The 13882-nt window shown below is 70.7% G+C and carries 14 protein-coding genes; 6 read left to right on the top strand and 8 right to left on the bottom strand.

The genetic code is table 11. The features are described 5' to 3' along the window. Positions 1-261 (top strand): hypothetical protein (locus VFE05_03350; protein HET6229088.1); only part of this gene is annotated, 261 nt, incomplete at its 5' end. A gap of 131 nt (positions 262-392) precedes the next feature. Here VFE05_03350 and VFE05_03345 read toward each other — a convergent pair. The 6 genes from VFE05_03345 to VFE05_03320 all read right to left on the bottom strand — a co-directional run bounded on the left by VFE05_03345 (position 393) and on the right by VFE05_03320 (position 6067). Then, positions 393-1187, bottom strand: a complete 795-nt coding sequence (locus tag VFE05_03345; protein ID HET6229087.1) for a metallophosphoesterase — start codon at positions 1185-1187, stop codon at positions 393-395. 81 nt (positions 1188-1268) lie between these two features. Further along, positions 1269-2051, bottom strand: coding sequence for a Type 1 glutamine amidotransferase-like domain-containing protein (locus VFE05_03340; GenBank protein HET6229086.1), 783 nt, complete (start codon positions 2049-2051; stop codon positions 1269-1271). Positions 2052-2527: 476 nt separating this feature from the next. Continuing rightward, entirely contained in the window at positions 2528-2857 is a 330-nt protein-coding gene (locus VFE05_03335; protein ID HET6229085.1) for a hypothetical protein, read from the bottom strand. A 153-nt stretch (positions 2858-3010) separates the two neighbouring features. After that, a complete protein-coding gene (locus tag VFE05_03330; protein HET6229084.1) occupies positions 3011-3562 on the bottom strand; it encodes a hypothetical protein in 552 nt (183 codons plus the stop codon). Beyond that, entirely contained in the window at positions 3507-4943 is a 1437-nt protein-coding gene (locus VFE05_03325; protein ID HET6229083.1) for a hypothetical protein, read from the bottom strand. Before VFE05_03325 ends, VFE05_03330 begins: the two co-directional genes overlap by 56 nt. Positions 4944-5371: 428 nt before the next feature. Continuing rightward, positions 5372-6067 (bottom strand): arylesterase, encoded by a 696-nt coding sequence (locus tag VFE05_03320; protein HET6229082.1) that lies wholly within the window; start codon positions 6065-6067, stop codon positions 5372-5374. Between the two features lie 34 nt (positions 6068-6101). On the opposite strand from VFE05_03320, the gene VFE05_03315 reads away from it, so the two are divergent. The 3 genes from VFE05_03315 to VFE05_03305 are packed head-to-tail and all read left to right on the top strand — an operon-like array spanning position 6102 to position 9752. Next, positions 6102-6776: an ABC transporter ATP-binding protein gene (locus tag VFE05_03315; protein HET6229081.1), complete on the top strand. Its 675-nt coding sequence runs from the start codon at positions 6102-6104 to the stop codon at positions 6774-6776. Further along, positions 6773-9433, top strand: a complete 2661-nt coding sequence (locus tag VFE05_03310) for an FtsX-like permease family protein (GenBank protein ID HET6229080.1) — start codon at positions 6773-6775, stop codon at positions 9431-9433. The genes VFE05_03315 and VFE05_03310 overlap by 4 nt, the downstream gene beginning before the upstream one ends. Before the next feature lie 19 nt (positions 9434-9452). Further along, the gene (locus tag VFE05_03305; GenBank protein ID HET6229079.1) at positions 9453-9752 is read left to right on the top strand and encodes a hypothetical protein; all 300 of its coding nucleotides are present in this window, start codon (positions 9453-9455) and stop codon (positions 9750-9752) included. 133 nt (positions 9753-9885) lie between these two features. On the opposite strand, the gene VFE05_03300 is transcribed toward VFE05_03305, so the two are convergent. Next, positions 9886-10122, bottom strand: coding sequence for a hypothetical protein (locus tag VFE05_03300; GenBank protein HET6229078.1), 237 nt, complete (start codon positions 10120-10122; stop codon positions 9886-9888). A 290-nt stretch (positions 10123-10412) separates the two neighbouring features. Here VFE05_03300 and VFE05_03295 point away from each other — a divergent pair, with 290 nt between their 5' ends. Then, a complete protein-coding gene (locus tag VFE05_03295; protein HET6229077.1) occupies positions 10413-11996 on the top strand; it encodes an RNB domain-containing ribonuclease in 1584 nt (527 codons plus the stop codon). On the opposite strand, the gene VFE05_03290 is transcribed toward VFE05_03295, so the two are convergent. Further along, positions 11944-12510 (bottom strand): GNAT family N-acetyltransferase, encoded by a 567-nt coding sequence (locus VFE05_03290; GenBank protein ID HET6229076.1) that lies wholly within the window; start codon positions 12508-12510, stop codon positions 11944-11946. The genes VFE05_03295 and VFE05_03290 overlap by 53 nt on opposite strands. A 344-nt stretch (positions 12511-12854) precedes the next feature. Between VFE05_03290 and VFE05_03285 the strand changes: the two genes are divergently transcribed. Beyond that, positions 12855-13574 (top strand): alpha/beta hydrolase-fold protein, encoded by a 720-nt coding sequence (locus VFE05_03285; GenBank protein HET6229075.1) that lies wholly within the window; start codon positions 12855-12857, stop codon positions 13572-13574. The last annotated feature ends 308 nt before the right edge of the window (positions 13575-13882 follow it).

The raw sequence follows: 13882 nt of genomic DNA, 5'->3' as shown, positions 1-13882 counted from the left end.
CTTCGTGCGCAGACGGACTCGACGGTGCTGGAGATCGCGAGCGGCCGCGTGGAAGCTCGTCTGGCGCAGGATCCCGCCTTCGCCGCGCGCCTGGCCGAGATCGCACCCGCGTTCACGCCCGAGTGCCTCCGCGAGCACAAGGCCCGCCTGGCGGCCGAGCGCCAGCTCGCGCTCCCCGAAGAGCCGCTGAGCCGCGACGCCGTGCGCGACCTGCACGTCCACGAGCTGATCGAGCGCATGCTCCGCTACGACGCCTGCTGACCGCCTCATACGGCAGATGAACGGAGCCCCATCCGGCACGCCAGCCGGATGGGGCTCTTCGTCTTTGGGAAGATGCGCGGCAATCCATCGCCCGTCCGCATCTCCCGAACGTCCCTCGGATGCTCGGCCACTCAGCAGAAGAGCGGCTGAACCCTGCCCGGTACCTCTTCTTCTTCGTGGATGAGCTTGAGCGGCGCGTCGGGCACGGCGCCGGAGTGCAGCGGTCGCAGCCAGTTCTGCACGTACCGCACGCCGTCCGTGACGCGATCCTCCATGATGTGCGTGTGCCCGAACACGTGCACGGCCGAGCCGATGAGGCGGATCTGCTCCTCGATCCGCTCCGACCCGGCCACGCGCGGCAAGCCCTTGAAGCCCAGGTAGCGCACCGGCGGCAGCAGGTCCAGCCGCGGCACGAAGTGCGAGAAGGAGACGACCGGCGCATCGTATCGGCGCACGTGGCGGGCGTTGAGGGCGGCGAAATACTCGTCCGGCCGCGGCACCGAAGCCGGCCAGTGGCAGAAGTAGAAGTCCGACCACGCGTCCAGCTCCGCCTGCGCCGCGCTGCCGTGCCGGTCGAAGTCTGCCGTGTACCACGAGAAGAGCGGCACCACCCAGCGGCCGGCCGCGCGCGCGGGCCGGGTACGCACGCCCAGCGAGTCGCACAGCTCCAGCACCGCCGCGAACTTCTGCACCGAGTCGCGCGCGTCGTTGCGCACCCACAGCTCGTGGTTGCCGGGCACGAAGAAGACCTCGGCGAAGCGGCTGCGCAGGAAGCCCAGCGTCTCGCCGATGGTCTCCAGCCGGTCGGCCACGTCGCCCGCCACGATGAGCGCGTCGTCGCGGTAGGCGTGCGCGGGCAGGCGGTCCAGCAGCGCGCGGTTGTCGCGAAAGTCGGTGTGCAGGTCGGAGAGTGCGAAGATGCGCATGCGGGCGGGTGGACGGCGCGTGACGGCGTGCCTGGAACGGGAGGAAGATACCCACGCCGCGCCGCCGCGTGAACCCGCCCTCTACTCCCCGGCGGGAAACACCACGCTGCACGCCGCCGCGCCGTCGTGCGCCACCCACTCGTACACGGGCCGGCGCACGGCCTCCACCGTGCCGCCGGGGTGGCAGATCACTCCGCCGCCCTTGGGGATGCCGATCCCCGCCACGTCCCCCCGCGCCGCCACGACGCGGCGAAGCTCGGCCCACTCGTCCTTCTCCGCGTGCGCATCGACGACGAACGGCGCGAGGCCGAAGGTGCCGAACACCGCGCCGCCCTCCGCGCGCCCCTCCGGCCACCCCAGCAGCCCCAGCTGCACCGCTCCGGCCGAGACGCCGATCAGCAAGGCGCCTTCCGCGTGGCGCCTCACCACGGCCTCGGCAACCCCGTTTGCGCGCATCGTCCGCCATCCGCGCTCCACGTCGCCGCCGCCCAGCAGCACCACGTCCGCTCCAGCGAGGAACGCGAGCTCTTCGGCCGACGGGCCGGACGGGATCATCCGGCACCTCTCCGCACCGATGCCGATGCCCTCCATCGCCCCCGTGAAGATCTCGTAGAACGCCGCCTCGTCGCCGTTCGACGCGCCGATGTACGCCGCCCGCGGGCGGACGCGATCCGCCAGACCCGCCATCCCGTCCAGGAACGCGCCGCCGTCGTCGCGCCAGAAGAGAAGCTGGCTGTCCGCCAGCAGGTACAGCGGCTTGGGCCCGGCGCCGCGATCCTCGCTTCCCGTCACCCCGCCGCGCTCCGCCTCTGCTCCGGGCCCGGACACCATCTTCATCCCGCCCGTGTAGATGCTCCGCTCCATCCGCCCGCTCCCCACGAAGAAGAAACGCCTGCTTCGATCTCGCCCTGAAACGCCCCGCGCTCGCGGCTTCTGCCAGACGGAGTCGTACGAAATCCGGGAGAATCGATGCGGCCAGCATCGCCCTGGCGGCTAAAGCCGCGGGCTACGACGGCACGAAGCCCAGCTACGTGGGCTGCTACCGATGGTCCGATTCGCTTCGGCGAGAACTCCGCGAAGGCAAGCCGATCTACCCGGATTCCGTATCCGAGGAAGCGAACGCATACATTCGATCGAAACTTCCATCCGTGGGCGCCAGCACACGCTGCGAAATGGAAGCGTCTCCAACAGGTGAAGCAAGATGGAAGCGGCGGTGGGCACAGGCGCCCACCGCCGCTGGACTGATGAAACCTCGCAATGAACCGCGGCGAACTGCGACTCCGACTTGCTCCTCGGATCGAACTCCGGACCTGCCTCCCACCTGACGCGGCGGTCGTGGCCTACGGCACAGCGTCGGGCATCTCGATCCACCGGCCAGCGCCGAGGTTGCCGATGCGCGATCGTGGCTGGGCTTGCAGCTCGGCGAGGCGGGTGGCCCATCCCGGGGCCGCGTGCGCACCGGGTTGACCGGGCGCGAAACCCTGTACCACTGCGACCACATCCGTGGCCGGGCGCGGATCTTCACGTCTCATGTTCCTCAGAAGCGCCATCCCGGCCGCGAGCGCATCCGCATCTACGGTCGCGTGGTTCAGCATCACCACGTCCGGCTTACCAGAAGCGAAGCGCATCACCAGGATGCGAACATCGGCCGCGGGAAAGCTGTCCGGCATCGCCACGCGTACCGGCGCGCCAGCTTGCGCCCATGCAGTCGAGGGCGCCAAGAGAGCTACACAGGCTGCGGGTATCAAGATCGAGCGGATGCTCCGTACTTGGTTCCACATCGGTCCTCCGTTGGTGGTTGGTTGCCCTCGTGAGCCGGCGGGCTAGCTGCGGAGCGGCCGGCATCCCAGCACCTCCGTCGAGATCAGCTCGTCGCCGATGAAGTAGTTCTGAAAGGTGCACAGGTACCACTCGTCCGCCCCGGACGAGAGCCCGCCGCCACCTCCGCTCGCCGTTGGAGGCGCCGGTTCGGGAGGGCAGTCCGGCTGCGCGAAGGCCTTGTGCGACGTTCTTACGTCCTTGGCGACCATGGTGCCGACGTACGTGTCGTTCGCGCTGTGCGTGGTGGTGGCATCCACCAGGTATCCGCACGTGCCGGTGATGGCGATGTTGACGAACGTGCTCAGCGAGCCCACGAGCGGGAGGATGAACCCGTCCGCGGTGGTGGCGCTCTGGCTCGCGATGGTCTTGTCGCCGCGCCGCAGCGTCGCCGTCACCGTCTGCGACGCCTCTGCCGTGATGAAGTCCATGTGGGCCTCTCCGTACGCCACGGCGGACGTGAAGTACGCGTCGGTCCAGTAGTTGGTGATCAGCCGCAGGTCACCGTTCGCCGTCCCACCATCCGGCACCACGTCGCGGCCCGGCCGGCGGACCACGACCGACCTGCCGCTCGCCGGCTGCTGAAGCCGCGGGACCACCACGTCCAGGTCCCTGCTGGGATGTGGTCCGGGTACCGTCAGCCCGCCCGCGTCCGCGCAGCTTGCCAGCGCGACCAGCACGGCCGCGGCCCACGGCCTCGTTCTTCGCCTCGCCTTCTTCGTCCTCCCGTGTCGCGGTGAAATGGCTCCCGCCCGCTGCGGGAGCTCCGGGCTTCTCACCGGAGGCGGGCCGGCATTCGGTCCGCAGGCGGATGAGAAGCGACGCTACGAGGCTGTCGGCGGAGTCGACGGCCGCACCGGTGACCAGCATCTCGGACGGTCCGGTCGCCACGGCGCCCGCGAACCCGACGAACGGGTCCGGGGCGCTACCCAAGACGGCTACGGAGGTCCCCACGCGGCGAACCACGCGAAGCTCGCTCGACGTCTTGGTCGGCAGATGCCTGGTCAACCAGACCGCACCCGCGCCGCGGGGATTCAGCGGTATCGCGGCCATGGCGTCGGAATCGACGACGATCGCTTCCTCTGGAGATGCTTCGGCCGGAGCGGCGAGAGCCCGCGCTTCGTATCCCGAGTGCCCCGCACCCCGAACCATCGCCAGCCAGCCGAGAGAGCTCGCCGTGGCCGAGAAGACAGGCTCGTGGACGGGCTCCGGTCCGCCGAGCGCCAGACGGCGCCACGGGTGCCACGCCGGCGTGCGGCTCCAGAGGAAGAGCGAATTCTCATCTCCCGAACGCACGGTGCTGTCGGGATGGACGATGGCGAGAACGAGCCCGCGGCCGGGCGCGTACGCCAGGGCGACGTACGATGCGGTGCGCACCAGGATCAGCTCCGACGTCCAGCGTCCACCGCGGCGCTCGAAGAGCAGCACGTCGTCACGCTCGCCCGACCGGTGCACCACCATCGCCCATGCGAGCGTGTCCCCCGCCCGCACCAGCGCCGACGCTGACCACGGCAGAACCTGTCCATCTACGGGGAGTGGAAGGCGCTCCAGGCGGGACCAGTTTCCGCCGTCGAACCTCCCGTACCAGAGGCCACGGATCGGGACGCGCTCGGACACCTTCGCGGAGGGACGCTCCTGCTCGGCGAACACCGCTTCCCATCCACCCTCGTCCCGGCCCAGCACACGCGGTCCCGCCGTCAGCCCGCTGCCGAGAGGCGACGGGACGGTTTGCGCGCCGCCGTCCGGGTGCACGAGCGCGCCGAAGACGCTGTTCGTACCGGCGGGCGACCAACGCCTGCCGGCCGCCGGTCGCGCAAACAGGTACGTGGGAGCGCCGGCTATGAAGACATCTCCTTGCATGGCCGCCAGCGAACTCGGCTCCACGTAGAGCGAGCGCCCTTCCTCCACCGTGAGACGCGAACGCGAAACCTCCCGCACCACGCACTCGGCGCGCGGATCGGCGTGAGTCCACACCGATCCAGGCTGCTGAGCTTCCAGGCAGGATGCGGAGACGGTTGCTTGAACGAGGAGCAGGCAGGCGGTACGCACGACGAAGCGAAGCGATGGGATCATGGTATGGAGCGGGAGTCGCGCAGAAGAAAGGGCCGTCAGGTATCGGAAATGTCAGCCCGGACCATCCGTGATTTCCCGCACACTGGGCTCGTTCACATGCGATGACAGAATAAGAGCGAGCGTGCATTCTGTCAACATTGTCTTGTACTGTACTAAAATGAACCGCCGAAGCCTGGCTCTTAAGCGTAAGGCACGGGCTCGGGTCACACTTGCAGCACCGCTGAGCGGGAGCCCCCGGGGCGCAAAACTCCGCCTTGATCTCGGGGACGATCGGCGGAGGCGAGTGGGCCGCGTTACCGCGCCGGGGCTGTGGGCGAGGGGCTGGGGGAGCGCGTGAGATCCTCGCGCAGCACCGGCTCCAGCGTCTTCCAGACGGTCGCGGCGACGATGCGGGCGCCGCGCTCGTTGGGGTGGATGCCGTCGGACTGGTTGAGGTCCGCCACGCCGCCCACGTCCTGGAGCAGGAAGGGGATGAGCGGCAGGTGGTTCTTCCGGGCCAGCTCGGGGTACATGGCTCCGAAGCCCGCGGCGTAGCGGGCGCCCAGGTTGGGCGGCGCCATCATCCCCGCGAGCACGATCCGCGCGTTGGGCCGTGCCTGGCGCACCCGGTCGATGATGGCCTGGATGTCGGCGCGCACCGAGTCCAGGTTGGCGCCGCGCAGCATGTCATTGGAGCCCGTCTCCAGCACCATCACGTCGAAGGGCTGGCGGAGGATCCACTCCAGGCGCCGCCGCGCCCCCGCAGCCGTCTCGCCGCTCACGCCCGCGTTGACGACGTGGAACGGCAGCCCGGCGGAGTCGATCTTCTCCTGGACCAGCGCCGGGTACGCCTGGTCCGGATCGAGGCCCAGACCGGCGGTGAGGCTCGTGCCGAGGAAGAGGACGCTGCGCTCCGCGGCTTGCGGTGCGGCGGCGGGCGCGGCCGCGGCGCCCGGCGGCGGCGATTTGCTTTCGCCCCCGCCGCAGCCGAAGATGAAGAGCGAAACCAACAACCCTGCTGCCGTACGGCGGAAAGCTCGATACATGCTCATCGTTCAGGATCTCCGTAAGACGTACCCCAGCGGCGGGCGCGAGCTGTCGGCGCTACGCGACGTCAGCTTCCGCATCGACGCGGGGGAGTTCGTTGCAATCGTGGGCCCAAGCGGCAGCGGGAAGACCACGCTGCTGGGGCTGCTCGCCGGGCTGGACCGCCCCACGGGCGGCACCGTGCGCCTGGACGACACCGACCTGGGCTCGCTCTCCGAAGACGCACGGGCGCGGCTGCGGCGCGAGCGCATCGGCTTCGTCTTCCAGTCGTTCCAGCTCATCCCCACGCTCACCGCGCAGGAGAACGTGGAGGTGCCCATGGAGCTGCGCGGCTCGCCCGGGGGCGCCGAGCGCGCCCGCGAGCTGCTGGCGCGCGTGGGGCTGGAGGGCCGCGGCCACCACTTCCCCGCCCAGCTCTCCGGCGGCGAGCAGCAGCGCGTGGCCATCGCCCGCGCCTTCGTGCATTCGCCATCCATCCTCTTCGCCGACGAGCCCACGGGCAACCTCGATGCCGCCACGGGTGCGCGCGTCGTGGACCTGCTCACGGAGCTGAACCGCGAGCTGGGCACCACGCTGGTGCTCGTCACGCACGATTCCGACCTCGCCGGAAAGGCGAGGCGGGTGATCCGCCTGGCCGACGGCGCGGTCGTATCCGACGGACCGGCAGCGTGAGCGCGCTCCGGCCGCTGTTCGCCCTGGCGTGGCGGGAGAGCCGCTTCGCCCGCCGCCGCCTGCTTCTCTTCCTCTCCTCCATCTCCCTCGGCGTCGGCGCGCTGGTGGCGACGCAGTCGTTCGCGGCCAACCTGGCCGCGGGCGTGCGCGACCAGTCGCGCTCGCTGCTGGGTGCCGACGCGTCGCTCTCCGCCAACAAGCCGTTCGGGCCGAAGACGGAGACGCTGCTGCGCGGGCTGGAGCACAGCGGCGTTCCCGTGGCGCGCGTTACGACCTTCGCGTCGATGGTCATCTCCCCGGCGACGCTGGGCACGCGGCTGGTGCAGGTGCGCGCGGTGGAGCCGGGCTTTCCCTTCTACGGGCAGATCGAGACCGCGCCCGCGGGACGATGGGCGGGGCTCGCGTCCGGCCGCAACGCCGTGGTCGACCCCGCCGTGCTCGCCGCGCTGGAGATCCGCGTGGGCGACAGCATCTCGCTGGGCGAGACGCGGTTCCGCGTGGCGGGGACGCTGGAGAAGGTGCCGGGCGAGGTGGGGATCGGCAACCTGTTCGCGCCGCGCGTCTACATCCCCGCAAGTACGGTGGCGGCCACGAAGCTGGTTCGCTTCGGCAGCCGCGCGCAGTACGAGGCGTTCATCCGCCTGCCCGCGCCGGGCGCCGCCAAGGCGATCCTCCAGGCACACCGCGGCGTCCTGCGTTCAGAGCGAGTGCAGTCGCGCACGGCGGACGAGGCGCAGCAGCAACTGGGAGATGCGCTCAGGCGGCTCGGCTCGTACCTGAGCCTGGTGGGTACGTTCGCGCTGCTGCTGGGCGGCATCGGCGTGGCGAGCGCGATGGGCGCGTACATGGCGCAGAAGCGCGAGACGGTGGCCACGCTGCGCTGCCTGGGCGCCACCGCGCCGCAGGTGATCGTCATCTATCTTGCCCAAGCGGGGGTGATGGGGCTGGCCGGGGCGGCGCTGGGCGCGCTGCTCGGTGCGGCGACGCAGTGGGTCCTGCCGCGGCTGATCCAGGACATGCTCCCGGTGCACATCGGCACGGCGCTGGACGGGCGCGCGCTGCTCACCGGCGTCGGCGTGGGCGTGTGGGTCGCCGTCGCGTTCGCGCTGCTGCCGTTGCTCCAGACCCGGAGCGTGTCGCCGCTGGAAGCCATCCGGCGACGGCTGGACGCGGGCGGCGGGGCGGCGGCGCGGGCGGACGGGCCCGTGTGGCTGGCGCGCGCGCTGCTCGCGGCGAGCGTGGTGCTGCTGGTCATCTTCCAGGCGGGAGATTGGAAGACGGGCGTGGGCTTCACGGCCGGCATCGGGCTGACGCTGCTGGCGCTGTGGGGCACGGCCTTGCTGGTCACGCGGCTGATGCGCGGTGCGCGGATGGCGCGCCTGGCGTATCCCGCGCGGCAGGGGCTGGCGAACCTCTACCGGCCCGGCAACCAGACGCGCGTCGTCGTCCTCGCGCTCGGCTTCGGCGTGTTCCTGCTGGCGACGCTCTACCTGGTGCAGGACAACCTGCTGCGGCCGCTCCGGACCGGAGCGAACGGTGCCAGGGCCAACATGGTGATGTTCGACGTGCAGGAGGATCAGGCGGCAGGTGTCGCCGCGTTGGTATCGGCAGACGGGGCGCGCGTGCTCCAGCGCGCGGCCATCGTGCCGATGCGGATCGCGGAGATCAACGGCCACGCCCCCGCCGCTCCCGGTGCCGCGGCGGATACGGGAGATGCGGGACCGGCGGAAGGACGTCCATCCGCCGACAGCGGCGGAGCGGAGCGCCAGGGATCGGGCGGGCGGGGCCAAGGCGGAGCGGGCGGCGGCGGACGCCGGTCGAATGGCTGGGCGGTGCGGCGGGAGTACCGGTCCACCTTCCGCGACTCGCTGGTCGGGTCCGAGAAGCTGGTGCAGGGGAAGTTCTGGAGCGCATCCACGCCCGCTCCCGCGCCCGGCCAGCCGGCGGAGGTGTCGCTGGAGAAGGGGATCGCGGAGGAGCTTTCGGTGAAGCTGGGCGACCGCATCACGTGGGACGTGCAGGGCGTTCGCATCCCCACCACGGTCACGTCCATCCGCGAGGTGGACTGGCGGCGGCTGGAGCCCAACTTCTTCGCCGTCTTCCCCTCGCAGGCGCTCGCGGGTGCGCCGCAGACGTGGGTGCTCATGGCGCAGGCGCCCGCCCCTGCCGCCCGCGCGAAGATCCAGAGCGACGTGGTGGGCCGCTTCTCGAACGTGGCCGTGATCGACCTCACGCAGGTGCAGGCCGCGCTCAACGAGGTGCTGGACCGCGTGGCGATGGTGATCCGCTTCCTCGCCGCGTTCAGCGTCGCCACGGGGTTCGTGGTGCTGCTGGGCGCCATCCTCACGTCGCGCCTGCAGCGCATCCGCGAGAGCGTGCTGCTGCGCACGCTGGGCGCCACGCGACGGCAGATCGGTGCGATCCTGCTGGCGGAGTACTTGGCGCTGGGCATCGCCGCGTCACTGGCCGGCATCGGCCTGTCGGCGGTGGGCGGGTGGGCGCTGTGCAAGTGGGTGTTCGAGATGGACTTCGGGCTGCCGGTGCTGCCGCTCCTCGGCCTCGCCGCCGCCGTGTCGGTCCTCTCCGCGCTCGTGGGCCTGTGGGCCAGCCGCGAAGTCTTCCGCCACACTCCGCTGGAGATGCTGCGGGAGGAATGAGGAAACCACGAGGAACATCATGCCCTTCATGTTCGTCGATAGACACGGACGCGGCACTTTCCCGGAGGAGGTGTGCCGCGATCTGGGGCTGGACGGTAGCGCCGATGCGAACACCTTGATCCTGGCGAAAACGCCGAATGGGACGTACGAGATGTTTCCGGCGACGGCTGTTCCGGAGGACCAGCACTGGTTCTACCATCCGGAGATGCAGGACCGCATGGCCGCTGCCGAAGACGACTTCCGGGCAGGCCGCTACGAACAGACGAACGGTCCTGACGCTGCCCAAGCCTACCTCGACCGTCTGAAGAAGTCGCGCTGAACGTGCACCGCCCAACTGTCGCCGGGAGGAAGATCGATCTTGATGTCCCCCTCGCCAGTGCGACTGAACGGATGCGAGAAGGGCCGGTCCACCGCGGACCGGCCCTTCTTGCATCTACCGACTGCCCAAAGAGCTACAGAACCAGCGTGCGGTCGTCGTCGGTGGCGGTGTGGGTCTGGACGGCAGGGTCGCCGCCTGTGTGCTCGAGCTGGCCGAGGATGCTCTGGAGCGTGGCTTCCTGCTGCTTGAGCCCCTCGCGAAAGTCGAACGAGTCGGTGCCGGCGATCTCGGAGTGAAGGTCTCCGAGATAGGACTTCAGGGCGGTCGTGAGCGCCGCCACCTCGTCTGCACCCAACGTAAGCTGAACCATCGCGCACCTCCGTCTTCTGGTAGGCCGGACACGATGCCTGTCGGTCCGGCGGTGGGTTCCATCGTCGGACAACGCAGTCTTCATACCGGCCGGACGGGGGAATGGTTTCGCGGCGGCGAGCTCATCGCCCAGCTTCTTTCCCAGCTTGGCCCGGCGAATGGGGTGCCGATTGAGGGTCCGGGGCGAGTGGATGGGACGTGGACGGGGCGGGTGGCGCCGTCTTTGCTTTGGGCGCGAGGGCGTTCCGGTTGCCGGGGCGGTGCGATTCAGATCCTCAGACGATGCGTGAGATGAGCGAGCCCGGAGCGCAAACATCGCCGCTGGATGCAGCGTTCGCCGCCGCGCGGGCGGAGCTGGGCATCCGCACGGAGTTCCCGGCGGACGTGGTGGCCGAGGCGGAAGCGGCGGCCAAGCGCGTGCCCACTGCCGATGCGGGGCGTGTGGACCGGACGGCGGTGGAGTTCGTGACGGTCGACCCGCCGGGGAGCCGCGATCTGGACCAGGCGCTCTTCTTCGAGCGCATGGGCGATGGCTACCGGCTGCTGTACGCCATCGCGGACGTGGGGTTCTGGGTGGACCGCGGCGGCGCGGTGGAGCGCGAGGCGTGGCTGCGCGGCGTGACCTTCTACGCGCCGGACGAGCGCGAGTCGCTGTACCCGCCGGTGCTGAGCCAGGGCGCCGCGAGTCTGCTGCCCGACCAGCCGTGCCCCGCCGTGATCTTCGGCTTCGAGCTGAACGCGCGCGCGGACATCGTGAGCAGCACGGTCGAGCGGGCGCTGGTGCGCAGCCGCGCGCAGCTCACGTACGAGCAGGCGCTGGAGCACGTGCAGGGCGGCGGGAAGCTGTTCGCCGGCAAGCCGTGGGCGGAGTCGCTGATGCTGCTGAAGGAGTTCGGCGAGAAGCGAAAGATGCGGGAGACGGAGCGCGGCGGCGTGTCGCTGCCCATCCTGGACCAGCACGTGGAGAAGGCGGCGGCGGCGCGGCTGGGCTACAAGCTGGACTACGAGCTTCCGAACGCGGCGGAGGACTGGAACGCGCAGGTGTCGCTGCTCACCGGGCACGGCGCCGCGCTGCGCATGCTGGACGGCCGCGTGGGCCTGCTGCGCACCATGCCCGCCCCGGAGTCGGCGGCGCTGGAGAGCTTCCGGCGCGCCGCGCTGGCGCTGGGCTTCGCGTGGACGGAGGGGATGAGCTACCCGGACTTCATCCACTCGGTAGACGTGACGAGTCCCAACGCGACGGCGCTGCTCTGGCAGGCGCGGCGCACCAACCGCGGCGCGGACTACACCGCGTTCGACGGCGAGCCGCCCGCGGCGCCCAACCACTCCGCGCTGGCGATGCCGTACGCGCACGTCACCGCGCCGCTGCGGCGCCTGGCGGATCGCTACGTGATCGACCTGCTGATCACGCTGGCGAGCGGCGGGCGGCCCACGCCGGACGAGGTGGCGACGCTCGCCAAGCTGCCGCCGCTGATGGACGAGGCGGAGAAGAAGGACGGCAAGCTGGAGCGCCGCGTGGTGGACGTCGCCGAGGCGTGGACGCTGCGCGGGTGCGAGGGCAACGACTACCCCGCCGTGGTGCTGGGCGTGCGGAACGGCAAGGTCGAGGTGCAGCTCCAGGATCCCGCCATCCGCTCCGAGGTTCAGAAGCCGGAGGGTGCACCCCGCCTGGAGCTTGGCACGGCCGTCCGGGTCCGGCTGGTCCGCGCCGACGTGCAGGCCGGCAAGCTGGAGTTCAGCCTCGCGGAGGGTGCGCCGGCGGCCGGACCCGCGGCGAACGCTTCGGGAGATGCGGCGCGAGCATCGGGGGATGGCGCGGCGCCTACCTCTCCGGCTCCGGGTGGTTCGTCAGAGGAGACCACCGGTCCCGGGTGAACAGCCACTCGGCGTGACTCCAGCCTCGGGCGCGCATCCACTCGGTGCCGGGGCGCGTGCCGATGGCTTCGAAGCCGAGGCGGCGAAGCAGGCGCGCGATGCGGTCGTTCGCATCTACCGAATCCGCGGTGATCCGCCAGAGCCCGAGATCGCGGAAGCCGAACGCGAGCAGCGCCGCCGCGGCTTCGGTCGCGTAGCCCCTGCCCCAGTGCTCCGGCGCCAGCTCGATGCCGAGCTCCGCCTGGTGATCGCCGCGCCCTTCCCTGCGGATGCCCGCGCACCCGATCACCCCCGAGGGTGCGCCGCGTGTGGCGATGGCGAGCTGGTAGTTGGATCGCGGATCTTCGCACGCCCAGCCGCGGAAGAGGCCGAGCAGCCGCAGCACGCGCGCGGGCTCGGCCTCTTCGGGCGTGTAGAACTGGGCTTGGCGCGGATCGGCGTGGTAGGCGGCGAACGACGGCGCGTCCGCCTCCACGAACTCGCGCAGCACGAGGCGGGCTGTGACGATCTCCATGTGTTCGGGCGGTTCGAGGACGAGCTGGTCGATGGGGCGCCGGGCGCTCGGCCTTTGACCCGCGGGCGGATGAGCGGCGTGGATGCGCGGAGTTATACGTCCGCGGCGTGACAGGGGACAGGCGGGGGCGGAGAGCCGCATCGGACTCGCAGCGTGCTGTACGTGGGATGCGGGCGAGGGGAGCGCGGAAGAACGGCGGCTCCGGTGTGCCGGCCGGCGCCACCGGCCCGTGGATTGCGGGGGCGCCGGGGCCTGGCGCGAGGCAGCGACAGCGAGGCTTCCGGCTCCCGCGGGGGATGCCGGGCCCGTTCCCATCCACACCGCCGCACCCGGAGCGAGACCGAATGCACCGCGAGCACCAACGGTGGTACAGCCCGTCGCTGGGCCGCGACATGGACCTGCTGGTGTTCGGGCATTCCGGGGCGCGGGTGGTGGTCTTCCCCACCAGCATGGGGCGCTACTTCGAGTGGGAAGACCAGGGGATGATGCAGGCGCTGGGCGAGCACCTGGAGCGCGGCTGGGCCCAGCTGTTCTGCCTGGACAGCGTGGACGAGGAGAGCTGGTACGCCAAGTGGAAGCACCCCGGCGACCGCGCCTGGCGCCACCTCCAATACGAGCAGTACGTCCTCTCCGAGGTCCTCCCCTTCTCGCAGAGCCGCAACCCGAACCCGTTCGCGATCACCGCGGGCGCCAGCTTCGGCGCGTACCACGCGGTGAACATGGCGCTGCGCCACCCGCACCTGTTCGGGCGCGCGATCGGGCTGAGCGGGCTGTACGACAACGGCGATTTCGTGAACGGGCACAGCGACGCCAACGTGTTCGCCAACAACCCGTCGGCGTACGTGACGCACGAGCACGACTGGGGGCGGCTGGAGGCCATGCGGCGGCTGGACATCATCCTCGCCATCGGGCGCGACGACCCGTCGTTCGGCAACAACGAGTACCTGTCGCGCATCCTGTGGGAGAAGGGCATCGGGAACGCCCTGCGCGTGTGGGACGGCTGGGCGCACGACTGGCCCTGGTGGCGCCAGATGATCCAGATGTACATCGGCGGGAGCGACTGAGGGCCGAGCCGAACGTCAGGGAGAGATCGCAGGGCGAACGCGCCGCGATCGGGAACCGGCCGCGGGGCAAAGGATCGTTTCGAAGGACGCGCGCGATCACGATCAGCCTCTCCGCCGCGGCATCGCCGGGGGTATGAAACCCCCGGCTGCGAAGGGCGGCCGTCCTGGCGGACGGGGTTCCACGGTGGAGTCGGAGGTCTGAGCAGAGTCTGACGATGTGGGAGAAGCTGGATGTTTTTCGCAGTACCCATGTGGAGATGTGCGGCGGGAGACCGGCGGGCGGTTTCGCCGGGCTCACGCCGGGGCGG

The sequence above is a fragment of the Longimicrobiaceae bacterium genome (genome assembly GCA_035696245.1).
GTDB lineage: Bacteria > Gemmatimonadota > Gemmatimonadetes > Longimicrobiales > Longimicrobiaceae > DASRQW01.
This window is presented reverse-complemented; position numbering and strand designations above follow the sequence as displayed.

Bases quoted from the DNA above. Each gene is read 5' to 3' on its own strand.
- VFE05_03335 (HET6229085.1), bottom strand. From the start codon at position 2,857: ATGCCGGACAGCTTTCCCGCGGCCGATGTTCGCATCCTGGTGATGCGC.
- VFE05_03285 (HET6229075.1), top strand. From the start codon at position 12,855: ATGCACCGCGAGCACCAACGGTGGTACAGCCCGTCGCTGGGCCGCGAC.
- VFE05_03290 (HET6229076.1), bottom strand. From the start codon at position 12,510: ATGGAGATCGTCACAGCCCGCCTCGTGCTGCGCGAGTTCGTGGAGGCG.
- VFE05_03345 (HET6229087.1), bottom strand. From the start codon at position 1,187: ATGCGCATCTTCGCACTCTCCGACCTGCACACCGACTTTCGCGACAAC.
- VFE05_03340 (HET6229086.1), bottom strand. From the start codon at position 2,051: ATGGAGCGGAGCATCTACACGGGCGGGATGAAGATGGTGTCCGGGCCC.
- VFE05_03305 (HET6229079.1), top strand. From the start codon at position 9,453: ATGCCCTTCATGTTCGTCGATAGACACGGACGCGGCACTTTCCCGGAG.
- VFE05_03300 (HET6229078.1), bottom strand. From the start codon at position 10,122: ATGGTTCAGCTTACGTTGGGTGCAGACGAGGTGGCGGCGCTCACGACC.
- VFE05_03315 (HET6229081.1), top strand. From the start codon at position 6,102: ATGCTCATCGTTCAGGATCTCCGTAAGACGTACCCCAGCGGCGGGCGC.
- VFE05_03295 (HET6229077.1), top strand. From the start codon at position 10,413: ATGAGCGAGCCCGGAGCGCAAACATCGCCGCTGGATGCAGCGTTCGCC.